The organism is Sulfurimonas sp., assembly GCF_026988655.1.
Taxonomy (GTDB): Bacteria; Campylobacterota; Campylobacteria; order Campylobacterales; family Sulfurimonadaceae; genus Sulfurimonas.
This window is the reverse complement of record NZ_JALSKT010000087.1, coordinates 1-22,019: the sequence shown is the minus strand read 5'-3', so window position 1 is coordinate 22,019 and position 22,019 is coordinate 1. Positions and strand designations below refer to the sequence as shown.

General features: G+C 35.7%; 24 protein-coding genes. 15 read left to right on the top strand and 9 right to left on the bottom strand.

Annotation, left to right across the window (positions count from 1 at the left end; translation table 11 throughout):
* Window positions 1-80 precede the first annotated feature (80 nt).
* From MV052_RS10285 to MV052_RS10230, 12 genes are all read left to right on the top strand, one after another.
* A complete protein-coding gene (locus tag MV052_RS10285; RefSeq protein ID WP_297444045.1) occupies window positions 81-956 on the top strand; it encodes a peptidyl-prolyl cis-trans isomerase in 876 nt (291 codons plus the stop codon).
* An 82-nt stretch (window positions 957-1,038) separates the two neighbouring features.
* Entirely contained in the window at window positions 1,039-1,539 is a 501-nt protein-coding gene (gene greA / locus MV052_RS10280) for a transcription elongation factor GreA (RefSeq protein ID WP_297444043.1), read from the top strand.
* A gap of 2 nt (window positions 1,540-1,541) precedes the next feature.
* The gene (gene argC, locus MV052_RS10275; protein WP_297444041.1) at window positions 1,542-2,555 is read left to right on the top strand and encodes an N-acetyl-gamma-glutamyl-phosphate reductase; all 1,014 of its coding nucleotides are present in this window, start codon (window positions 1,542-1,544) and stop codon (window positions 2,553-2,555) included.
* On the top strand, window positions 2,545-3,294 hold the full coding sequence (locus MV052_RS10270; RefSeq protein WP_297444039.1) for a metallophosphoesterase: 750 nt from the start codon (window positions 2,545-2,547) through the stop codon (window positions 3,292-3,294). Before argC ends, MV052_RS10270 begins: the two co-directional genes overlap by 11 nt.
* Window positions 3,287-4,228 (top strand): chemotaxis protein, encoded by a 942-nt coding sequence (locus MV052_RS10265; protein ID WP_297444038.1) that lies wholly within the window; start codon window positions 3,287-3,289, stop codon window positions 4,226-4,228. The genes MV052_RS10270 and MV052_RS10265 overlap by 8 nt, the downstream gene beginning before the upstream one ends.
* Window positions 4,229-4,238: 10 nt before the next feature.
* Entirely contained in the window at window positions 4,239-6,635 is a 2,397-nt protein-coding gene (locus MV052_RS10260; protein ID WP_297444036.1) for a chemotaxis protein CheW, read from the top strand.
* Window positions 6,635-7,129 carry a chemotaxis protein CheW gene (locus tag MV052_RS10255; RefSeq protein WP_297444035.1) on the top strand — a complete coding sequence of 165 codons (495 nt, stop codon included), beginning with the start codon at window positions 6,635-6,637 and terminating at the stop codon, window positions 7,127-7,129. Before MV052_RS10260 ends, MV052_RS10255 begins: the two co-directional genes overlap by 1 nt.
* A gap of 9 nt (window positions 7,130-7,138) precedes the next feature.
* Window positions 7,139-8,251: an MlaE family lipid ABC transporter permease subunit gene (locus MV052_RS10250; RefSeq protein WP_297444033.1), complete on the top strand. Its 1,113-nt coding sequence runs from the start codon at window positions 7,139-7,141 to the stop codon at window positions 8,249-8,251.
* On the top strand, window positions 8,252-8,986 hold the full coding sequence (locus MV052_RS10245; RefSeq protein ID WP_297444030.1) for an ATP-binding cassette domain-containing protein: 735 nt from the start codon (window positions 8,252-8,254) through the stop codon (window positions 8,984-8,986).
* Window positions 8,983-9,945, top strand: coding sequence for an MlaD family protein (locus MV052_RS10240; protein WP_297444029.1), 963 nt, complete (start codon window positions 8,983-8,985; stop codon window positions 9,943-9,945). Before MV052_RS10245 ends, MV052_RS10240 begins: the two co-directional genes overlap by 4 nt.
* Window positions 9,935-10,537, top strand: a complete 603-nt coding sequence (locus MV052_RS10235) for a hypothetical protein (protein ID WP_297444027.1) — start codon at window positions 9,935-9,937, stop codon at window positions 10,535-10,537. The genes MV052_RS10240 and MV052_RS10235 overlap by 11 nt, the downstream gene beginning before the upstream one ends.
* Window positions 10,534-11,811: an aminopeptidase P N-terminal domain-containing protein gene (locus MV052_RS10230; protein ID WP_297444025.1), complete on the top strand. Its 1,278-nt coding sequence runs from the start codon at window positions 10,534-10,536 to the stop codon at window positions 11,809-11,811. Before MV052_RS10235 ends, MV052_RS10230 begins: the two co-directional genes overlap by 4 nt.
* A 10-nt stretch (window positions 11,812-11,821) precedes the next feature.
* On the opposite strand, the gene MV052_RS10225 is transcribed toward MV052_RS10230, so the two are convergent.
* Window positions 11,822-12,703 carry a YfdX family protein gene (locus MV052_RS10225; protein WP_297444024.1) on the bottom strand — a complete coding sequence of 294 codons (882 nt, stop codon included), beginning with the start codon at window positions 12,701-12,703 and terminating at the stop codon, window positions 11,822-11,824.
* Between the two features lie 95 nt (window positions 12,704-12,798).
* Window positions 12,799-13,233: a hypothetical protein gene (locus MV052_RS10220; protein ID WP_297444022.1), complete on the bottom strand. Its 435-nt coding sequence runs from the start codon at window positions 13,231-13,233 to the stop codon at window positions 12,799-12,801.
* A gap of 92 nt (window positions 13,234-13,325) precedes the next feature.
* Here MV052_RS10220 and MV052_RS10215 point away from each other — a divergent pair, with 92 nt between their 5' ends.
* Window positions 13,326-14,561, top strand: coding sequence for a diguanylate cyclase (locus MV052_RS10215; protein WP_297444020.1), 1,236 nt, complete (start codon window positions 13,326-13,328; stop codon window positions 14,559-14,561).
* Here MV052_RS10215 and MV052_RS10210 read toward each other — a convergent pair.
* The 6 genes from MV052_RS10210 to MV052_RS10185 are packed head-to-tail and all read right to left on the bottom strand — an operon-like array spanning window position 14,558 to window position 20,227.
* Window positions 14,558-14,902, bottom strand: coding sequence for a translation initiation factor (locus MV052_RS10210; protein WP_297444018.1), 345 nt, complete (start codon window positions 14,900-14,902; stop codon window positions 14,558-14,560). The genes MV052_RS10215 and MV052_RS10210 overlap by 4 nt on opposite strands.
* Entirely contained in the window at window positions 14,895-15,110 is a 216-nt protein-coding gene (locus MV052_RS10205; protein WP_297444016.1) for a DUF1653 domain-containing protein, read from the bottom strand. The genes MV052_RS10210 and MV052_RS10205 overlap by 8 nt, the downstream gene beginning before the upstream one ends.
* Entirely contained in the window at window positions 15,111-15,959 is an 849-nt protein-coding gene (locus MV052_RS10200) for a DUF5718 family protein (RefSeq protein ID WP_297444014.1), read from the bottom strand. It lies immediately after the preceding gene.
* The gene (locus tag MV052_RS10195) at window positions 15,959-17,563 is read right to left on the bottom strand and encodes an ATP-binding cassette domain-containing protein (RefSeq protein ID WP_297444012.1); all 1,605 of its coding nucleotides are present in this window, start codon (window positions 17,561-17,563) and stop codon (window positions 15,959-15,961) included. Before MV052_RS10195 ends, MV052_RS10200 begins: the two co-directional genes overlap by 1 nt.
* Before the next feature lie 58 nt (window positions 17,564-17,621).
* Window positions 17,622-18,902, bottom strand: coding sequence for a citrate synthase (locus tag MV052_RS10190; RefSeq protein WP_297444011.1), 1,281 nt, complete (start codon window positions 18,900-18,902; stop codon window positions 17,622-17,624).
* Window positions 18,899-20,227, bottom strand: coding sequence for an FAD-dependent oxidoreductase (locus tag MV052_RS10185; protein WP_297444009.1), 1,329 nt, complete (start codon window positions 20,225-20,227; stop codon window positions 18,899-18,901). The genes MV052_RS10190 and MV052_RS10185 overlap by 4 nt, the downstream gene beginning before the upstream one ends.
* A 69-nt stretch (window positions 20,228-20,296) precedes the next feature.
* On the opposite strand from MV052_RS10185, the gene MV052_RS10180 reads away from it, so the two are divergent.
* Window positions 20,297-20,713 (top strand): GNAT family N-acetyltransferase, encoded by a 417-nt coding sequence (locus tag MV052_RS10180; RefSeq protein ID WP_297444007.1) that lies wholly within the window; start codon window positions 20,297-20,299, stop codon window positions 20,711-20,713.
* Here the strand turns inward: MV052_RS10180 and MV052_RS10175 are convergent.
* The gene (locus MV052_RS10175) at window positions 20,706-21,143 is read right to left on the bottom strand and encodes a YchJ family metal-binding protein (RefSeq protein WP_297444005.1); all 438 of its coding nucleotides are present in this window, start codon (window positions 21,141-21,143) and stop codon (window positions 20,706-20,708) included. The genes MV052_RS10180 and MV052_RS10175 overlap by 8 nt on opposite strands.
* 52 nt (window positions 21,144-21,195) lie before the next feature.
* Between MV052_RS10175 and MV052_RS10170 the strand changes: the two genes are divergently transcribed.
* Complete coding sequence (locus MV052_RS10170; RefSeq protein ID WP_297444003.1) at window positions 21,196-21,900, top strand: AAA family ATPase; 705 nt, start codon at window positions 21,196-21,198, stop codon at window positions 21,898-21,900.
* Window positions 21,901-22,019 lie beyond the last annotated feature (119 nt).

Genomic DNA, 22,019 nt, shown 5'->3' with positions numbered 1-22,019 from the left:
CCTTTGATAAAATACTAACTAAGTTTTATATAATGGCATTGAGGTGCTATGATATTAAATTTACAATACAAGGAATTTACTTGAAAAACTTATTTTTCATTATGGTCTTATTTTTATGTTCACAACAAATATATGCTACAGAGGTGTTGGCAGTTGTAAATGAACATAAAATTACAACGGAAATTGCACCAAAAAACTTTCACAAACTTTCAAAAAAAGAACAAGAGAAAGTAGTGAGCAGATTGGTTGAAAAATACTTAGCTGCTAATTATGCTCTGCATACAGACATTGTAAATGATCCTGAATATGAAAAGGTGCTAGGGCATATTTTGAAATATACTCCAAGTAAATCTAGTGATGGAAGTTTGATTTCTGAAATTAAAAAAGTTTCTGGATACACTCAAGAGCAACTTTTTCAAACAAAAGGTTTATTGGCTTTTAAATTTCTTTTAGAAAAAAATATGAAAAGTATGCATGTTGACGAAAAAGAGCTTCAAGAGTATTATAATCAAAATAAATACAAATACGACACTCCTGAAATGGTTGAATTAGCAGTCATTACTGTTGAGACACAAGAGAAGGCTAAGCAAGTTTTGCAGTCATTAAAAAATTCAAATGGTAATTATTTGGATTTTAGTAAATTGGCAAAAGAGTACTCAAAATCTCCAGAATCAAAAGAGGGTGGTTATATGGGGAAAATAGCAACTTTGGATTTACAAAGTGATATACGAAAAAAGCTTCGTTCTTTAAAAAGAGGAGAACATACAGATATAGTGAAAACACCTTTTGGGTATGCGATTTATTATCTTGTAAATTTTATTCCTGCGGTGGATACAACATTTCCTATGGTGCAAGAGAAAGTAAAAGATGAATATTTACACAAAAAAACGAAAGAGTGGGCTGTATCAAAGATAGCTGCGTTAAAAAACTCAGCTAAAATTACATATACAAAATAGTTGTTCATTGGCAATAGTATGAAAGAATAGAAAAGTTTTGCTATAATCTTAGAACTAAAAAAATTAATACAGAGAATAAAATATGCAAAACAATATCGAACCAATGACACTTTTTGGCTATGAGAAACTACAGGCTGAAGTTAAAGAGCTAAAAGAAGTTAAGCGTCCTGGTGTGGTCAAAGCTATAGAAGAAGCACTTGAGCATGGTGACCTTAAAGAAAATGCTGAGTATCATGCAGCAAAAGAAGCACAAAAAAATATTGATAACCGTTTAGCAGAACTTCAAGAAATTTTAGGCAATGCACAGATCGTTGATCCAAAAGAGTTACAACATACAAAAGTGAGCTTTGGATCAACTGTTAGTATGACAAATATGGATACAGATGAAGAGGTAACATACACTATAGTTGGTGGATGTGAAAGTAATCCCGATATAGGACTCATCTCATTTAACTCTCCTTTAGCAAAACAGCTTTTGGGTAAAGAAGAGGGTGATGAGGTTAAGTTTCGTCTGCCTGGTGGTGAAAAAGAGTTTGAGATAGACGAAGTGAAATATCAAGATATTGTGTTTAAGTGTAAATAAAAATGCAACAAAAGAGTAATATAAATGTCGGTATAGTTGGCGCAACAGGCTATACTGGTCTTGAACTTGTAAAAATGCTTCTCAAGCATCCAAATTTTAACCTCGCTTATATAGCAAACTCTGAGGGGCAAACGACAATAAATAAATTGCACCCTTCGCTTAATGGCGTATGTGAGCAGGAAGTAAAAAAAGCAAACATAGACGAGATGGCTGAGAGTTGTGAACTGGTTTTTTTAGCTTTACCGCATAAAACTGCGATGGCATACGTAAAACCGCTCATTGCTAAAGGGCTTAAAGTTGTTGATCTCTCAGCTGATTATAGACTCCCACTTGATATTTATGAAGCTTTTTACTGTCCTCACACTGATGTAGAAAATTTAGAACATGTGGTATATGGTTTACCTGAGTTAAATCGTGAAGCACTAAAAAGGGCAAAACTTGTAGCCAATCCTGGATGCTTTCCTACCTCTGCAATTTTAGGATTATTGCCATTTATGGATAAACGTATAGCCCATACACCAATCATCATCGACGCAAAAACAGGGGTAAGTGGAGCAGGAAAAAAGCTCAGTGAAGTGACGCATTTTGTAAACACAAATGACAATCTTTTTGCTTACAATCCTTTGATGCATCGTCATGCTCCTGAGATTGCGAACAAGCTTGGAGTCGCCTTTGATGAAGTTAATTTTGTTCCGCATTTAGTGCCTATAACAAGAGGCATGCTGAACTCTATTTACATACAAGTGAGTGGTGATTTTGATGCAAACGCAGTGCTACAAGAGTTTTATAAAAATGATAAACATATACGAGTGAGTGCGGTACCAGTAGATATGAAGAATGTTGCAGGAACAAACTTTTGTGACATTTATGTGCAACGCAAAGGAAATATGCTCTTTATCTCAAGTGCAATTGACAACCTTATGCGTGGTGCATCATCACAAGCGCTTGTCAATGCAAATATTATGATGGGACTTGCAGAAGATACGGCTATCCCAGATATAGCTTATGTCCCATAAAACTATAGAACTTAAAGAAGGTGCCTTTGTTATTTCAGATGCGCACTTTTCTCCTTCACGTCCAGAACTTTTAGACTTTATAAAAGCCATTCATACAAAACAACTCCGTCCTACTCAGCTTATTTTGATGGGTGATATTTTTGACACACTTTTTGGAAGCATAAATTTCACTTACACTCAAAACAGTGAAATGATACAGCTCATTAATGAAATTTCACATGAGATAGAGGTTATTTATCTTGAAGGGAATCATGATTTTAATCTTCAAAAACTCTTTGTAAACGCAGTAGTTGTTCCTATCCAGATGCAACCAATTATGGCAAAGTATAAAGATAAAAAAGTTTATCTCGCTCATGGTGATTTTGATGGAGCAGTGTTTTATAAACTTTATACTGCATTGATACGCAATCCTTTTATCCTTTTTATTTTAAAATATATTGACATCATTTCAAACCATGCTATTTTAAACTCTGTAGATAAGCATTTACAAAAAAAGGAAGACTGCAACAAGTTTACTGGTTTTGAAAAGTTTATACACAAGCGTCTCAAAGCGAGGTTTGAAGCTGATTATTTTATAGAAGGACATTTCCATCAAAATAAATCTTTTTATGTTGGTGATATGTATTACATAAATTTGGCAGCTTTTGCATGCAATCAAAGATATTTTAGTATAAAATACTCAAAAGACAATAATATACTAGAAGAAAAAATATTTTTAAGGGAAAATGAAAATGGATAATAAGTCTCTAAAAGTTGGTTCTAATGAGATGGAACTTGTTGATTTTCGTATATTTAAACAAGAAGAAAATTCTGTTTATGAAGGGATATACGGTATCAACGTTTCAAAAGTTAGAGAAATAATTAAAATACCGCATTTAACTGCTCTGCCCGGAACTCCAGACTTTATAGAAGGTATTTTTGACCTTCGTGAAGTGGTTATTCCAGTTGTGAACTTAGCAAAATGGATGGGGATTGTAGAACCTGAAAATGTAAAAGAAAACTCAAGAATTATAATTACTGAGTTTAACAATGTACTTATTGGTTTTGTTGTTCATGAAGCGAAACGTATCAGAAGAATTAGTTGGGGTGACATAGAACCTGCGAGCTTTATGAACAGCTCATCTGGGATGGATAGTAGTAAAATCACTGGTGTGACAAAAATAGAAAATGATAGTGTCCTTTTGATACTTGACCTTGAAAGTGTGGTACAAGAGTTAGGATTGTATGAACCTGAAACAGATACTGCACCAGCACAAATAGCAACATTTAATGGTTTAGCAATGGTACTTGATGATAGCTCAACAGCAAGGAAAATAGTCAAAGACGCGCTGCAAAAAATGGGCTTTCATGTCATAGAAGCCATGGATGGACAAGAAGGTCTTGATAAGCTTAATGATTTGTATGAAACCTATGGAGAAGCATTAGAAGATAATCTTAAGATTATTATCTCAGATGTGGAGATGCCTCGCATGGATGGTTTTCATTTTGCTGCAAAAGTAAAAGAAGACGAGAGACTCAAAAACTTGCCAATAGTTTTTAACTCTTCTATTAGTGACCATTTTAGTGAAGGTCGCGGAGAAGAAGCAGGTGGTGAAGCCTATCTCGTTAAATTCCAAGCAAGTTCATTTTATGATGAAGTATCACGCGTTGTACGCAGACATATGAAAGATTAGGAGTAAAAATATGGATGAATTTCAAGAAATATTACAAGATTTTTTAGTTGAATCATTTGAGTTAGTCGAAAAACTCGATGAAGATTTAGTTGAGCTAGAGTCTCGTCCTGATGATTTAGAATTATTAAATGGAATCTTTAGAGTGGCACACACAGTAAAAGGTGCTTCGTCTTTTTTAAATTTTGACACGCTGACACATTTGACACATCATATGGAAGATGTACTCAATAAAGCAAGACATGGTGACTTGCTTATAACGCCAGATATTATGGATGTTATCTTAGAGTCGATTGACCTTATGAAAGCACTTCTTGAAAAAATTCGTGATACAAGTAGTGATGACGGCATTGATGTAGCTGCTTGTGTTGCAAGACTTGATAAGATAAGTAATGGTGATTTGTCTGGACTGGCAGATGCAGATAAAGCATTAGCAGACGCTGCAGCTGAACCTGAAGTCGAGGAAAAAGTAGAAGAAGAAGCTGAGGAAGAAGAGCTTGATTTAGAAAATATGGATGCTGATGAAATTGAAGCTGAGATAGAAAGACTGCTCAATCAACGTCAAGAAGAAGACAAAGCCAAACGCCAAGCAAAAATTGCTGCAGGTGAAGAAGTCCCAAGTATGCCGGATGAACCATCTGAAGATGAGGATAAAAAAGAAGACAAAGAACCTCAAGCACCTAAAAAAGCGCCTGCTCCAGCAGCTCCAAAAAAAGAAGCAAAAGAAAAAGCATCACCTCGTGCTGCAGCACCGGCTAGAAGTACGCCTACAACGGTTGAACAAACCATCCGTGTAGATGTAAAAAGACTTGATCATCTGATGAATCTTATCGGTGAACTAGTTCTTGCAAAAAACAGACTCATAAAAATTAATGATGATGTAGAAGAACGCTATGAGGGTGAAGAGTTTTTAGAAGAACTTAACCAAGTCGTTTCCATAGTTTCTCTTGTGACAACTGACCTACAAATCGCAGTGATGAAAACACGTATGCTACCTGTTGGAAAAGTATTTAATAAATTTCCTAGAATGATTCGTGACCTTTCACGTGAACTCAACAAAAAGATAGAACTTGTACTCGCTGGTGAAGATACAGAGCTTGACAAATCAATCGTTGAAGAGATAGGTGATCCTCTTGTTCATATTATTCGTAATTCATGTGACCATGGTATTGAAACACCAGAGGAGCGTTTAGCTAAAGGAAAACCTGAAGAGGGAACTATTACATTAAAAGCTTACAATGAAGGAAATCAGATTGTCATTCAAATTGATGATGACGGAAAGGGTCTTGACCCTGAAATGCTCAAAGAGAAATCTTTAGAGAAAGGGATCATAACCGAAAAAGAAGCTGAATCTATGAGTGATAAAGAAGCCTATACGCTTATCTTTAGACCAGGTTTTTCAACCGCAGCAGCAGTAACAAGTGTTTCTGGTCGTGGTGTCGGTATGGATGTTGTAAAAACAAATATTGAAAAACTCAACGGGATGATTGACATTGAGAGTGAGATTAATGTTGGAACTTCTATGAAGCTCAAAATCCCTTTAACTCTTGCTATTATTCAAGCCTTGCTCGTTGGTGTTCAAGAAGAGCATTATGCTATTCCTCTAGCATCAGTTTTAGAAACTGTTCGAATCTCAAAAGATGAAATCTATACTGTAGAGGGACGCTCAGTTATGAGACTTCGTGAAGATGTCCTCTCACTTGTGCATATTGGAGATATTTTTGAAGTAGAACGTATTTTAGATGCAAGTGAGCATGCTTATGTTGTTGTCTTAGGACTTGGGACAAGTAAACTTGGACTTATTGTTGATACTTTAGTGGGGCAAGAAGAGATAGTTATCAAATCACTTGGGGATTACCTCAAAGGCATTGATGGTATCGCTGGTGCAACTATCCGTGGTGATGGTGGAGTGACACTCATTGTTGATGTTGTTGCACTTATGCAGATGGCAAAAGATACAAAAGTTTCACAAGTTAGTGCTGAAGCCACTGCGACAAGCTCGAATGAAAAAACAAAAGCAAGTGATTATACAATTATGATTGTTGATGATTCTAAAACAGATAGAACTATCATGAGGAAAGCACTCGAACCAATGGGTGTAACACTCGTAGAAGCAGCTGACGGGCAAGAAGCACTGAAGATTTTAAAAGCTGGAGATCATAACTTTGATGCAATGCTTATTGATATTGAAATGCCAAGAATGGATGGATATACACTTGCTACAGAGATTAAAAAATATAATAGATATAAACATTTACCACTCATAGCAGTCACCTCAAGAACAAGTAAGTCTGACCGTATGCGTGGGGTAGAATCTGGCATGGTTGAGTATATAACTAAACCATATTCAGCGGATTATTTATCGAGTGTTGTTCAAAGAAATGTTAAATTTAAAGCGGAGTTTTTATAATGAGTGATAAATTAAAAGAGATTATTAACAAACAAGGTGCACAACAAGAGAGTGTTGTTGATCAGCTTGATGATGTCGTTCAGTTAGTTGGCTTTATTATAGGCGATGAAGAGTATGCTGTGCCTATTCTTGCTATTCAGGAAATTATAAAACCATTTTCATGGACACGAGTGCCTCAAGTGCCAAATTATGTACTTGGTGTTTTTAACCTTCGTGGTTCTGTTATTCCTTTAATTGATTTGCGTTTAAAGTTTGGGTTAACTCCTAAAAAACAAAATGAGGATACACGTTTTATTGTTATGCGTCATGGTGATGATGTGGCAGGTTTTGTGATAGATAGATTGACTATGGCGATACGTATCAAAAAAGAAAACATAGGTGCTGCTCCTGATACGGTAAATGGGGATGATACTATCATAGATGGTGTTGGAAAACAGGCGGATAAAATCATTACGATTTTAAAAGTCAACAAACTCTTAGAGAGAACATTTTAGTTTCAATTGATGCAAAAAACACTCACAATTCACTTAGATGATAATAAGCTTCTCCTAAAATTTCAAGGAGAGCTGACCCTCTATAAAATTGCCAGATATGAAAAGAGTGTTGATGAAATAAATCAAGAGCTTGTAAAAGAGGTCTATATTGATCTGGATGAGTTGACCTACATAGACACTGCTGCTGCAATTTTTATACATAATATAGAAAATAAATTTCACAATAAAGCAGTAAAACTACAGTGTAAAAATAAAACATTTCAATCAACTCTCAAACTTGTCGAACACAACCTTCAAAACTATAAAGAATTTAAAACACCTCCAAATATATCATTGATAGAAAAAGTTGGGAAGATATTTTTTAACTACTATAGTGGCTTTATTGCGTTTATCGAATTTTTTGGTCGCCTCTTTGCCACAAATATACAGTACCTTACTTGTTGGAAAAATATCCGTCTCAAAGAGATTGCTTTTGAAATTAATGAGAGTGCATTTAAAGCACTAGGCATAGTAGCCCTTACAAGTTTTCTCATCGGCTTAGTGATTGCCTACCAGTCTGCTTATCAACTTAAAATCTATGGTGCCAATATTTACATTGTTGATATGTTAGGTATCTCTATATTTAGAGAATTGGCTCCTGTTATTACAGCCATAGTTATAGCTGGAAGAAGTGGCTCTGCATACACAGCACAAATTGGCTCAATGAAAATCACACAAGAGCTTGATGCTATGCGTACTATGGGTTTTGAACCCTTTGCATTTTTAGTTGTTCCTCGTATTGTTGCGTTGGTGATAATGATGCCTTTGTTGATATTTGTAGCAGATATTATGGCAATTTTAGGTGGGATGATAGTGGCTAATGTTGACCTCAATATAACACCTGAATTATTTATAGATAGATTAAACAGAGTTGTAGCCGCAAAACATTTTTTTGTCGGTATAGTAAAGGGACCATTTTTTGCCTTTTTGATTGCATCCATTGGAATTTACCGAGGCTTGATAGTCAAAGATGATACACAAAGTATAGGTTTTAACACAACAAAAAGTGTTGTAGAGTCCATATTTGCCGTAATAGTTTGTGATGCAGTTTTTTCTATTGCATTTACCAACTTAGGAATATAAATGCAGTTGATAAAAGTTGAAAATATTGTCACTTCTTTTGGGAGTAGAGTTATTCATAATGGCTTAAACCTTCATGTAAATGAAGGTGAGATTTATGGTCTTTTAGGTCCAAGTGGCTGTGGTAAAACGACACTGCTTCGTGAGATGGTTATGCTGCAAGAGATTTCAAAAGGAAGTATAGAGATTCTAGGAACAAGGATTGAACACATCAAAGAAAAAGAGGCACAAAAATTACGACGCCAGTGGGGTGTTTTATTTCAATTTGGTGCACTTTTTTCTTCTCTTACTATCGCTGAAAACATTGCTTTGCCACTAAGAGAATATACGAAACTCTCAAGAAAAATGATAAATGAAATAGTAGCATTTAAACTCAACCTTGTAGGGCTTAAACCAAGTGATGCCTACCTTTACCCCTCAGAAATAAGTGGGGGAATGAAGAAAAAAGCAGGACTTGCTCGGGCACTTGCTATGGATCCTAAGTTATTGTTCTTGGATGAGCCAACAAGTGGACTTGACCCTATTTCTGCTCAGGAGTTTGATGGTTTAATCCTGAAACTCCGTTCAATGTTAGGACTGACAGTTGTCATGGTTACACATGATTTGCGTTCTATATATGATACTTTGGATAGAGTTGCTATAATAGACAATAAAAAAATTGCTTACGAGGGGACTTTAGATGATATTAAATCAGTCAAGAGTGAATTTGTACAAACATTTTTTAAAGAGATAAAATGAATAATAAAGTAAATTATAAATTAATAGGCTTATTTGTAATCGCAGGTTTAGTGATGATGTTAGGTTTTACTTACTGGATGCTCAAGCCATCAGATGCAGCGCAAACGCAGCGCTATCGCATATACTTTAATGAGTCTGTGTTTGGTCTCAACATGAATGCACCGGTGAAATACAGAGGTATTAGTGTAGGGAAAGTTGTAGGTTTACGTATAAATCCTAAAAATACAGAACAAGTAGAAGTGACAGTGGAGATACTTAAAAGTACTCCAATAAAAGAAAATACCATAGCAAAACTAACGGCACAGGGTATTACAGGTTTGACCTATATTAACCTTTCTCTAGGCTCAAATGATGCTCCTCCTTTAGAGGCGAAGGATGGGGAAGCGTATCCTGTCATTCAGTCAGCTCCATCATTTTTTGAACATTTTGAAAAGTCTTTAGGTTCTTTATCTACAGATGTATCTAATACACTGACGAAAACTTCACAATTATTAAATGACGACAACCAGAAAAATATTGCTCTTATTTTAGATAAAACAGCAAATTTAATGAACAAAATGAATAAAATTCTTGATGAAAAAACCATTGATCATCTTCATGCAAGTGCAAAAAACTTAGATGACTTTAGCTATAAACTCGATAAAGTGATGCCAAAAGTTGATGCTTTTTTAGTGCAAAGTATGGCATGGGAAACACAAATGGCGGACTCTTTTGTGAATATAAAAGAGACCTATTCAAGTATGGGAGTTACTATGAAAGATATGGCGCATTCGTTTGAGGTAGTTGAGAGTGATATTGCTTCAGCTTCATTAAATATCGTACCGACCATTAATGCAACTCTGTTTGATATGCAAAATACACTCATAGAGTTTAACTCTTTAATGCAAGAGTATAAAAGAAGTCCAAATGATATGTTATTTAAAAAAGAAGAGATAAAAAGGGGTCCAGGTGAAAAGTAAGATAATAATAGGGTTGTTTTTTGTTCTCTTGTTCAATGCCTGCGTTTCGCCAAGACCGGCGATGAAGGAGTTTACTTTAGATACAAATATCTCAGTAACACCAAACGCAGTAAGTAGCTGTCTTGAGAAAAATATTCAACTAAGCAAGCCTTATAGTGATGAATCTTTACTGCGTTTAGATATGCGATATAGAGAGGGGCAGTTTCAAGAATTTAGTTATGCTCAATCGCAATGGGCTAAGAGTCCTATAAATATTATTTATGAAAATGAGCTTGGAGTTGTTCGAGATTTAAAAATCTTTAAAAATGTACAAATAGCAAAATCAAAAACAAGAAACGACTTGGTTTTAGAAGCAAATGTAGAAGATTTTATGCAATACTTCACAGAAAATGATACAAACTCTTTTGCAAGAGTAAGCATTACTTTTACACTCATTGAAGCAAGTTCGCATAGAGTTTTAGCGAGTAAGAATATAAAAGTAAAGGTAAACGCAGTGACTCTTAATGCACAAGGTGGTGTTGTATCATTAAACGCAGCACTAAGCGAAGTTTTATCTCAAATGGCTGTTTGGTTACAAGGGACATGTAAATGATATATGAAAAAGAGTATGCAAAGCGTAGACAAAGCCTCATGCAAAAACTGAAAAAAAAATCTATCGCAGTTCTTTTTAGTGCTGAGCAAAAAATTCGCTCAAACGACACAGAGTACCCCTATAGACAAGATAGCAATTTTTATTATTTGAGTGGTTTTACAGAAGACAATGCAGCTTTGGTTTTTGTAAGAGCAGAAGAAGAGATGAAGAGTTATCTCTTTGTAGCAAAAAAAGTAGAAGCAAAAGAACTTTGGAGTGGTGCAAGACTTGGAGTTGAAGCAGCAAAAGAGTCTTTTGATGTAGATGATGTTTTTGCATATGAAGATTTTAGTGAAAAATTTAAAGAGTTAGCAGCAGGTAAAAGTAGGGTTTATTATGATTTTAAGCTTGACTACTCTAAAGTAAAACTTTTGAAGAAGTATTCTCAAAATATTGTATCTTTTGAAAATCTTGCTTTAGGTGTTGAAAAGCTGCGTTTGATTAAGTCACCTGCTGAGATAGAGTTGATAAAAAAGGCTTTAGAAATTACAAAAGAAGCACATCATCGGGCAATGCGAAAAAGTAAAAAACTAGACTATGAGTATCAACTACAAGCAGAGATAGAATATGTATTTAAAAAAAATGGCGCTTATAGTGATGCTTACACATCCATAGTCGCCTGCGGTAATGCTGCAAATACATTACATTATATTAACAACGATAAAGAGTTGTTAGAAAATGAGCTCATTTTGATAGACGCGGGATGTGAGTATCAATATTATGCAAGCGATATTACAAGAACTATTCCCGTTAATGGAAGGTTTACGCAGGCGCAAAAAGAGCTGTATCAGTTGGTCTTGGATGTAGAAAAAAAGATTATCTCGATGATCCGAGCAGGTGTTTTAAGAAGTGATTTACAAAAAAAATCTGAAGAGCTATTGTGTGCAGGGATGGTAAAACTAGGCATATTGCATGGTAATGTGAGTGAACTCATCGAAGCTAAAATGCATAAAAAATACTATCCGCATGGAATAGGGCATTGGATGGGCATAGATGTTCATGACCAATGTCCTTATCGTGATAAAAATGATAAAGAAATTCCCCTAAGAGCAGGCATGGTTATGACGATTGAGCCTGGACTTTATCTTAGTACTCAAAAGAAAAGTGTACCCAAAAAATATAGAGGGATTGGCATACGAATTGAAGATGATATACTTGTCACTCAAAATGGGTGTGAAAATCTTTCATCTGCAATCGCCAAAGAGATTAAGGAGATAGAATCCTTAAGCTCTTAAGAGTCTCTTGTTAAGACTTTGGAGTGAAGACTTTATCTTTGAAGTCTTTAAATTTTGTTTTTAACTCATCAAAAAGTTTTTCTGCTTTATTTTTACCTTTGATCTCTTTTTTGACTTTTTTGATGACTTTATGAAGAGATTTATAAGTGTTGTCTGAGTGACTCACATAACCAAGAACTTCTGCAACATCAAGTTGATCCTCTGCTGCGTTTAAGTACTTGAGCGCTTCTTCTTTTTTCCTATTTTTAGCTAGATTTGCTGAAGCTGAGATAAGATCTGTAGCTTTGAGTAAAGGCAATGGAATTACTGTCGTAGTTTTGTCAAATGTAGCTAATGCAACTTGTAAAACTTGCTTTGCTTCTTGTGTTTTACCATCGTGAATATATTTTGCTGCTAGTTTGAGTGCATCAGGGTAAGTTACAAGTGGTAAGCTTACAACTGTAACATCAATTTCACTTTGTAGTGTGTCCAAAAGTTGGCGAGCAATTTGAACTTTGTTTTTGTCAAGTAAATCTTTGACAGTGTCAACTGTTTTTGTGACATCATCTTTTGTTCCCACAAACTCACTAAGTGATACCCCACCATCAATCGGAAGTAGTTTTGGTGCGTTTTTTGCACTTAAAATAACTTCAAGTTTTCCTAGAGCTTTTTCGATGTTTTTTGTTGCACTTTTTGTGTCATTTTTGTTGAGTGCGATAAGAGCATCATTTGTAAATTTGAGTGAATTGATAGCTTCCTCAACAAGTTTTTTTTGTGATGTTAAGGCATCTTGCGTTCCCTTCGCGACCGCTCCTTGATTTACCTCACTCACGCTTTTTATATTGCTGCTTGCAAATCCTGATGTTGTAACTAATAATGATGCAACAAGTACTGATAAAATTGTTCTTCTCATTTCCTTCTCCTTAGAGTAATTTTTTATAACAAGAAAATTGTATTTTATAATCAGTAACACGTTTGCTACTCAGGTAGCATTACAGTGAAATTTTTTTAAGATTCGTAAGCGTAGCTCCAGCCAGTGAGATTATCTACTTTTGCTTCATTAAATTCATCAGAATCTGCTAGAAAATCCATCACATGCATAACAGCATAAGGGATGCTTTTTTGATCTTCTGGTTTTATCAGTAGCATAGGCATAGGTGTGTCATGTTCGTTACTTACAGCAAAGCCTACAGGCATTAACTGACTCATCAATTCTGCAGGATTTTTGATTTTATGTTCGTGAAGAAACTTCTCTAAGACTGCTTCTTTGATATCTTCGGGCAACTTTTCATCTGTGTTTAAAAAAATAGTGAAATGTATGGGTGTCTCTTTAAAATGATCCGGGGCAGGTGCTGCCATCACGATATACTCAACATTTTTTAAATGTTTTTGTATATCTTCTTTTGTTAAATATTTATCAGTTTTTATTGCGTTTGCTTGCATCTTTTTCTCACTTAATTAATATGCAGAATTTTAACATAAATTATGTTTTGATTGGTACACATTGTGCTTAATAAAAACGAACAAGGGGAATTATGAAATTTATAGAAACATTGCGGCTTAGAAGTAAGCTTTTTCTAGTATTTGTGTTGATAACAGTAGGGCTTATTACAGTTAGTATATTAGGCACTACATACATAAATAATATGAAAAAAAATATTGATTCACTCTATTTTGGCTCACTCATCCCCATTACAGAACTCAATGAAATTTTGCAAACCTATCATTATGAGTTGGCAAATAGTGTCTACAGAGTCTCTCGTTCAGATATAACTCCTATTGAAGCAAAGATAAACATCAAATCAGGACTCAAAAAGATAAATAAAAAATGGAAAAGTTATGCTTCGCATTTTAAAAGAAATGATGAACTAGACTATGTAGCCTATGCCAATTTAGAAATAAATGCAGCCAATAGATATTTTTCAAAAATCATTAATGCTATAGATGCGCAAGCTGATATGAAAAAACTCTCAATAGTTACACTCGAAAAACGAGTGGGAACTATTCATCAGGTTTTACAAAAACTTATTAATTACGAAACCCAAATCGCAAATTATGAAAGAAAGACATTTATAGCGACGTATGACAATATGCTTGCACAAATTGGACTTATTTTGTTTCTTATTATAGTCACTATTCTTTCTGTCTCATGGTATGTTTTTAGGAGTATTCAAAGTGATCAGACAAAACTTGAAATTGCTGCAAAAAAATTAAAAGTAGCAAACAAAAAGCTGGAAAATGTTTCTTATACCGATAGCTTAACAAACCTACACAATAGAAGGTATTTTAACTTTGTATATGAAAGAGAACTCAAGCGTGCAAAACGTAACAAAACTTACATCACTTTTATGATGCTAGATATTGATTTTTTTAAACAATATAATGACACTTATGGTCATGTTGAAGGGGATTTTGCACTGAAATCTGTTGCAAAAGTTTTAAAAGATACGCTGAAGCGTCCAAGTGATTATGTTTTTAGACTTGGTGGTGAAGAGTTTGGTGTTTTACTCACTGATACAGATGAGACACATAGTGCAAGGCTTGCTCGTGATATAGGCGATGCTATAAGAGCAAGACATATCAAACATGAGGGTTCTAAAGTTCATGAATACTTGACTATCTCTATTGGAGTTGTTTGTTGTATAGCTGATGATGCCTTGGATGATGACGTGTTGATATCCAGAGCCGATGAGATGCTTTATGAAGCAAAAGAGAGTGGACGTGATAGATACATCATCACCTCAAACGCAACGACTGCTAAAACAGCTTAGTGACCATGTTTAAAACGAAAGTTTTTCTCAACTAAAAGGGGACGGATTTTATCTTTGAGTTCGCCTTGAAACTCCATCCAGTTGTCTTTGACACTACCGCCACAGCCAAGCTTTTTCTTAAGACTCTTGAGCACTGCGTTTAGCTCATCTTTTGCTAGGTGAAATTCGCCTACGAGTGTGACAGTTTTACCTCTGCGTTTCTCTTTTTGAAAAACGAGAAAATGTTTCGCTGGTTCTTGAAGTTCGTGAGAGATTTTAGATTTACGTGGAGTTTGTACTTCTGCCCAAGCATCATCAATATTTGCACCGATGAATAAATCAAGCTTTTTCCCTCTACTCATTTTCTTTGCCTATATATTTAAAACGAGGGACTTCCTCGCCATTTATAAGCAGTGTTTCAAAAAACATAGTATAGGGTCTTACCCAAAGTCCTTCATCCCCGTATAAAGCACGATAAAGGACCATAAGCTCTTCAGTTTCACTGTGCCTTACGGTATCTATAACTTCGTATCTATTGCCTTTGTAGTGCTCATAAAATCCAGTTTTCATTTAGCTTACTTTTTGAGCTAATATGCTCATATTTTCTTTTTTATACTCTTTTTGTGACAAGCTTTTGACAACATCATCTATGGTGTAAGTTGTATGATTATAAACAACGACTAAGACTTCATCCCCAGCTTGTAAAAATGTTGTTTCTCCATAAGGCGTATAGCGTGTTGCCCCAATGCTGATTACTGCGTTTGAGGGTTGAGAAGCATCGTTGATATAACTTTTTATATCTTCAAGTGGACCAAAATCTTCTTGTGTGTTTATTTGATTGCGCATCCAGTCGCTCAGTTTGTTATAAAAATAGCTGTAGCCACTAAGCTCTACATTTTCACCATAAGCATGAAGTTCATTGTCACGACGAAGAAAACTACAGATACTAAAATGATCCATCACACCACCGTCTGAGAAGCTGTCAATGGCAAGAAGGTCAGATGCAATACCCTTAGACGCTTCTCCCCAATTTTTTTTGTCACTTATTTTTTGCGCACCGCTGACACGAATAGAACAGTCATTGTAAGCACTAAAAAGTACCGGAGATATATGAGAAAGCTTGTCATCTTCATAACTTAGTTCACAAATAAGAGCAACTTCAGGTTCTGCTTGTACATTGACATTTTCTTTTGGAAGTTTGATAGTTGTTGATGAGAGCGGGTAGGTATAAAGCATCTCTTTTGGACGTAATGCGTTTGAAGTTTTTTGTTTTGGAAGATAAAAAGGAAACATCCCCTTTGGGGCTGCTTCATCTTCTGTTATAACATCTTTAAAGTCCTCTGCTTCACCTGCTTGGTCCAAATGAAGTGCAAAATTACCTGCAATACCAAGTCCTAAAAAATGTTTATAACTTGTCACTAGAGTTCTCCCTTCTCTTTTGCCTCTACAAACTCTTCATAAGAACCTTTAAAGTCGATGATCGTTCCATCAGCTTGAATCTCAATAACACGGTTGGCAAAAGCATCAAGTAACTCACGGTCATGTGATGAACAGATAACGTTTCCTTTAAACTCATGCATTGCTTCTCCTAGGGCTACAATAGCCTCAAGGTCAAGGTGATTTGATGGTTCATCAAGAAGTAAAAAGTTTCCATTTTCCAACATCATTTTACTCAGCATCATACGGTGTTTTTCACCACCGGAGATACTAACTACAGACTTTTCTTGTTGTTCTCCATTAAAAAGCATACGTCCAAGACAGTTACGGATCTCAGCTATATCGCGTTTAGGGTCAAAAGCGCGTAACCAGTCATAAAGAGTACCATCACCTTCGATGATATCTGCAGTATCTTGAGGAAAGTATGAAGGCTCAACGGTTGCTCCCATGTGAACTTCACCAGAGCTTGGTTTCATCTCTTCAACTAGGATTTTCATAAGCGTAGTTTTACCAACACCATTTCCACCTATAAGAGCGATTTTCTCACCTGGAACGACTTTAAAACTGATGTCGTTAAGCACTAAGTTATCACCATAAGAATGAGATACATTTATAACATTAAGAGCTTCATCTCCCATTGTACGTTTTGCTTTAAAGACGATGCTTGGGTCACGGCGTGAAGATGGTTTGATGTCTTCAAACTCCATTTTATCAAGTTTTCTTTGACGAGAAGTTGCTTGTTTTGCTTTAGATGCATTAGCAGAGAAACGACGAACAAAAGCTTCAAGTTCATCTTTTTCTTTTTGTTTTTTTGCATTATCAAGTTCCATCTGTTTTGCAAGTACATTCGCAGCAATATACCAATCATCATACGTACCAGTAAACTCACGGATTTTTTGGTAATCAACATCTAAAATATTTGTACATACTGCGTTTAGAAAGTGTCTATCATGAGAGATAACTACAAGCGTACCCTCGTGACGTTTAAGCTCATTTTCTAACCAGCTGATTGTTTCAATATCTTGGTTATTCGTAGGCTCATCGAGAAATAAAACATCAGGTTTTGGGTATAAAACTTGTGCAAGAAGTACTTTAAACTTGTCAGCACTATCAAGTGTACTCATTAGCTCTTGGTGCTGGCTTACAGGGATACCAACATTTTCTAAAATTTTACCGATGTTAACATCGTACTCATAGGTTGGGTCTTCTTCAACAGAGATAGTCTCTAGTTCTGCTAAGCGTTCATTGACAGCATCATCTTCAAAGTCTCCAGTTGCGTAAAGCTCTTCTTTTTCTTTGATAGCATCATATAAACGTTTGTTCCCATAAAGAACTGCATCGGCGATAGTGAAATCTTCAAAAGCGTATTGATTTTGACCTAGTACGCCAACTTTGTTTTGTTTTGGGATGATTACTTCACCCTCATACTCATTAATTTGTCCACTGAGTATTTTTAAGAAGGTAGTTTTACCCGCACCATTTGCACCGATAAGACCATATCTTTTGTGACGATCTAGTTTAAGGTTGATGTCTTGAAAAAGAACTCTATTCCCATAACGCATAGTTAAATTTTGTACTGTTACCATAATGTTAAGCCTGTATAATATTTTTCGCGATTATAGCTAAGAGTTGATTAAAAGATGTTTATTTTCCTAAGTAGAGCTGTCTTGGTCTTGCAATCTTTGCCTGAGCATCCTTTTTAAACTCTATCCATTGCGTAACCCATCCAACTGTTCTTCCTATCACAAATACGGGTGTAAACATTGATTTTGGAATTTGTAGGGCAGTGAGAATAAGTCCTGAGTAGAAGTCTATGTTTGGATAAAGTTTTCGGCTAATAAAATACTCATCATTGAGAGCAATTTGTTCGATTTTTGAGGCTATTTGCATAAGATTTGTATCTAAGTTCAGCTCATCTTTGAGTTGTTCTTGCAGTGTTTTTAGTATTTTTGCCCGAGGGTCAAAGTTTTTATAGACGCGATGACCAAAACCCATAAGTTTAAAATCATCATCGGGGTCTTTAGCTCTTTGTATAAAAGCTTCAATATTTTCAACACTGCCTATCATCTCTAACTGTGCGATCACAGACTCATTTGCTCCTCCATGTGCTCGTCCCCAAAGTGCTGAAATCCCTGAACTGATAGCAACATAGGGATGCGCACCAGTTGAAGCAACATTTCTCACTGTCGTTGTAGAAGCATTTTGTTCATGATCTGCATGGAGCGTAAAGATAGTGTCTAAAGCTTTAACTTCTATTGCACGTATTTTCTCCTCTCCATTACTATTACGACGCATTTTTCCACCGGGATAGGCACGTAACATATAGAGAAAGTTTTCTGTAAAGCTTCTGTCTATATCAGGCTGAATAAAAGGAGCACCCACTGAATGCCTGTATGCAAACGCAGCGATAGTCGGCATTTTGGCGATGATTCTTCTTGCCATCTCTTGGTATTCATCTTCATCAGAAATATTGAGATGTTCAAAATAAAAAGATGAAAGAGCCGAGGTCGCTGATGATAATGTCGCCATAGGATGCGCATCATAAGGAAAAGCATAAAAAAGATTTTTGAGCTCTTCATGTAAAAACGCTCTATGCCTGAGTTCTAGGTCAAACTCTTTGAGCTGTGTTGGATTTGGGAGTTTGGAGTTTAAAAGCAGATAACAAGACTCCAAATAAGAGTGTTTGCTCGCAAGCTCTTCTATCTTTATCCCCCTATATCTGAGTTCACCTTCCACTCCATTAATAAAGGTGATAGAAGATTTACAGCTTGCAGTAGATGTGTAGCCTGGGTCAAAAGTAAACATTCCCGTTTTAGCATAAAAGCTTGAAATATCTACGACGCTTGGACCACGAGTCGCATCATAGATATCAAACTCATAAGACTCATTTGTACGGTTGTTTATCATTGTAAATGTATTTTTCATTGTACTAATTCCTTTTGAAATTGATTTTCTTTAAACTCTAAGTTCAGATATTTGCAAATAAGTTGTGCATCTTCATAGGCGTTGCCAAGGCAGCTTGTAGCACCAGGAGATGGGGTCATGTTAAAGACTATGCCTTCTCCTGTATCTATTTTTGCTTCACCAAGGAGCAACTTTTTGTTCTTTTTGTCGATAACCTGAGGTCTGAGCCCACCAATGCCCTCTGCAAATTCTATATCATCTTCTGTGATGGAGGGAACTATCTTTTGTACCTCTTTTGCAAAGAGTTGTTTTCTAATCCCTGGGATCTCATACATTAGGTTCTTGATAGTATATTCTCGAATGTCATCATCAGCTAAAAGATTATAAAAGACTTCAACGACTTCACTACATGGGCTGAGCGACTCTAAAAAATCGATAAAATGGGCATGATGATATCTCTCTAGTTTTGGTAGAGCGATGGCAGTTGGACCAAAGCGTATAGTGTTGTCATGAACTATGTCTGGATCCCCATGAATGGCTGCAAATGGAAGCTTAGGGTTTTGAATAGTATACACTTTTGATTTTAATATATCGACTTTTGAGTAGTAAAAACTCCCACCAATAGGAAGACAAGAGTAATCCTCCCCGTGACCCATCTGATGTGCGAGTAAAAGTGAATGTGCTCCGGCATCCACAACAACATAGTTAGCAAAGTAGGGCTTTGAGTTTACGGTGAGCTTGTATTTGCTACCAATCTTTTCTATAGTTTCTACTTCCATGTTTAAATGAATGTCAATGTTGTTGTTTCCTTTTTGTGCATTTCTTACAAAACTTTTTGCCATTTCGCCAAAATCAATGGCACTGTAGCGCTCATCCGTTCCCATAGCCATTAACTCTTCATCTTCATCTCTGCCTTTAAGCAGAGCCGGTTCGAGTTCTCTTAAAGCCTCTTTGTCGTACAGCTTCATATAAGGAAAGTCTTTTTTAAACTCTTCATATCTTTTTTGTATGTAGGCTACCTCTTCTTCGCCCACACCCAGTGCCATTTTTGGAACTTTAAACATATATTTGTCTTGGTATCCGTAAAGTTTTCCATAGTTTTCAAGCATGGTCGCTGTTTTGTTGGTTTTGATGGCTTTTTCTAAAGTATAGTTTGTTTCAATATCTCCACAGTGTAGTGTTTGAGAATTACTTTTTGCATTTGAGTTTACAGTAGCAATCTCGTTATATTTTTCAAATAAAGCGACAGTATGGACATTTGTATATTTTGCGAGAGTATAGAGTAGGGCAGTTCCTGAGATACCGCCTCCAATGATGATTACATCGTAGTTGTGGTTGTCACGCATGTATATCCTTAATTGCTAATTTGCTATAATTCTAGTCTAGTATTACTAAAAATTATATTAAGGATGATGATGCAAATTAGAGAAATGAGTTTAAAAGAGCTTTACACTATCTACGATATTTTAAAACAGCTCCGCTGTGAGCTGAGTTATGATGCTTTTGAAGACCTTATTTATGAGATGCGACATATGGAGTATAAGATGTTTGGTTTGTTTGAGAAAGGAGAGCTTATTTGTTATGCTGGGGCTTCTGTTTTGACAAACCTTTACCATAAGCGGCATCTTTTTATCTTTGATTTAGTCACTGATGAAAAATATCGCTCTCAAGGGTATGCAAAACTTATGCTAGAGTATTTACAAGATTATGCAAAAACAGCAGCATGTGAAAACCTTGTTCTCTCATCAGGCTTGCAAAGAACTCAGGCGCATAAGTTTTATGAAAAAGAAGGATTTACTCAAAAGAGTTTTGTCTATGTCAAAACTATCTAGCGCAACACTTTTTATATTTTTTTCCACTGCCACAGGGACAGCTTTCATTTCGCTCAACTTTTGAGTTGTAAAGCTCTCCATCTTTGTATTTCCAGATGCCATCTTCTTTGGTAAAATTACTCTTTTCATGTAAGACTTTGATACCCTTAGCATCTTGATAATAGGCTTTAAACTCCACAACATCATCAGCTGCGTTTAGAACATCGAGTTTCAGCCACTCAACTGACTTAGAGAAATCTTCTATGAGTGGGGCATCATCTTCATAACGGTTCTCTTTGACAGTGGAGTAAAGGAGATACTCTGCATTTGCTCTAACATAAGCGCAGTAACGGCTACGCATCAACTCCTCGGCACTCTGTGCTTCTCTTTTTTTCTCGATAATAGGGCGACAACACACATCAAAACTTAATTCATTTCCACAAATACACATACTTATCCATTTTTAGATAGAATTATACTATGTTTACAAAGAGGTCAAAAAAATGAAAATCAAATCACTCTACATTGCTGCCCAAGAAAAGAATGCTGGAACGCTTTTTGTCTCCATGGGAATGATGGAAATACTTAAGCGTAAGCTCCATAGAGTCGCCTTTTTTCGTCCTATAATCTTCTCAAAAGATATACGTGATGGTGATATTGATTTTATCTTAGAACGCTATCAGCTGGATATGAAGTACGAAGATTGTTATGGCTTTGACATTCACGATGTTGAAGAGATGATATCTAAAAAACAGGACAATGAACTTATAACGAAGCTTATCACAAAGTTTAAAAAACTCGAATCAGAGTATGATTTTGTTCTTTGTGAGGGGATACGTCGCTCATTTTTAACGGCAACAATAAGTTATGATCTCAATGTAAAAATTGCTCAAAATTTTGCTGCACCAATGATAAATATCATTAAAGCTGACAATCTCTCTGCAAAAGAAATTTATGAAAATATTTTGATAGAAAATGAGTATCTGGAGTCACAAGGCTGCATACATTTTGCTACTTTTGTCAACCGCGTGAGTGATACGGTGGGTGAGAAGCTAAAAAGTATGTGCGAGAAAACACCTTACACCATATACTTTTTAGAAGAACTGCCTGAGTTAAACCTGCCTAACATACAAGATGTCATAGATGGTCTTGACGCTAAAGAGGTAATGGTGGGAGAATATGACCACACAAGAATTATTAAGGCTTAATGAAAAATACTGGGGTCTGAATAATCATTTTTTCTTATAACTTACTAAATAATCATCGACCATCTTTAGCTTTAAACTTTTAGTAAATCCATTATGTATTTTCAATAGTTTTTTCATAG

Excerpts from the sequence above, each read along its gene's own strand:
- greA (WP_297444043.1), top strand. The coding sequence starts at position 1,039 with ATGCAAAACAATATCGAACCAATGACACTTTTTGGCTATGAGAAACTA.
- argC (WP_297444041.1), top strand. The coding sequence starts at position 1,542 with ATGCAACAAAAGAGTAATATAAATGTCGGTATAGTTGGCGCAACAGGC.
- MV052_RS10270 (WP_297444039.1), top strand. The coding sequence starts at position 2,545 with ATGTCCCATAAAACTATAGAACTTAAAGAAGGTGCCTTTGTTATTTCA.
- MV052_RS10265 (WP_297444038.1), top strand. The coding sequence starts at position 3,287 with ATGGATAATAAGTCTCTAAAAGTTGGTTCTAATGAGATGGAACTTGTT.
- MV052_RS10260 (WP_297444036.1), top strand. The coding sequence starts at position 4,239 with ATGGATGAATTTCAAGAAATATTACAAGATTTTTTAGTTGAATCATTT.
- MV052_RS10255 (WP_297444035.1), top strand. The coding sequence starts at position 6,635 with ATGAGTGATAAATTAAAAGAGATTATTAACAAACAAGGTGCACAACAA.
- MV052_RS10250 (WP_297444033.1), top strand. The coding sequence starts at position 7,139 with ATGCAAAAAACACTCACAATTCACTTAGATGATAATAAGCTTCTCCTA.
- MV052_RS10245 (WP_297444030.1), top strand. The coding sequence starts at position 8,252 with ATGCAGTTGATAAAAGTTGAAAATATTGTCACTTCTTTTGGGAGTAGA.
- MV052_RS10240 (WP_297444029.1), top strand. The coding sequence starts at position 8,983 with ATGAATAATAAAGTAAATTATAAATTAATAGGCTTATTTGTAATCGCA.
- MV052_RS10230 (WP_297444025.1), top strand. The coding sequence starts at position 10,534 with ATGATATATGAAAAAGAGTATGCAAAGCGTAGACAAAGCCTCATGCAA.
- MV052_RS10225 (WP_297444024.1), bottom strand. The coding sequence starts at position 12,703 with ATGAGAAGAACAATTTTATCAGTACTTGTTGCATCATTATTAGTTACA.
- MV052_RS10220 (WP_297444022.1), bottom strand. The coding sequence starts at position 13,233 with ATGCAAGCAAACGCAATAAAAACTGATAAATATTTAACAAAAGAAGAT.
- MV052_RS10215 (WP_297444020.1), top strand. The coding sequence starts at position 13,326 with ATGAAATTTATAGAAACATTGCGGCTTAGAAGTAAGCTTTTTCTAGTA.
- MV052_RS10210 (WP_297444018.1), bottom strand. The coding sequence starts at position 14,902 with ATGAGTAGAGGGAAAAAGCTTGATTTATTCATCGGTGCAAATATTGAT.
- MV052_RS10205 (WP_297444016.1), bottom strand. The coding sequence starts at position 15,110 with ATGAAAACTGGATTTTATGAGCACTACAAAGGCAATAGATACGAAGTT.
- MV052_RS10195 (WP_297444012.1), bottom strand. The coding sequence starts at position 17,563 with ATGGTAACAGTACAAAATTTAACTATGCGTTATGGGAATAGAGTTCTT.
- MV052_RS10190 (WP_297444011.1), bottom strand. The coding sequence starts at position 18,902 with ATGAAAAATACATTTACAATGATAAACAACCGTACAAATGAGTCTTAT.
- MV052_RS10185 (WP_297444009.1), bottom strand. The coding sequence starts at position 20,227 with ATGCGTGACAACCACAACTACGATGTAATCATCATTGGAGGCGGTATC.
- MV052_RS10180 (WP_297444007.1), top strand. The coding sequence starts at position 20,297 with ATGCAAATTAGAGAAATGAGTTTAAAAGAGCTTTACACTATCTACGAT.
- MV052_RS10175 (WP_297444005.1), bottom strand. The coding sequence starts at position 21,143 with ATGTGTATTTGTGGAAATGAATTAAGTTTTGATGTGTGTTGTCGCCCT.
- MV052_RS10170 (WP_297444003.1), top strand. The coding sequence starts at position 21,196 with ATGAAAATCAAATCACTCTACATTGCTGCCCAAGAAAAGAATGCTGGA.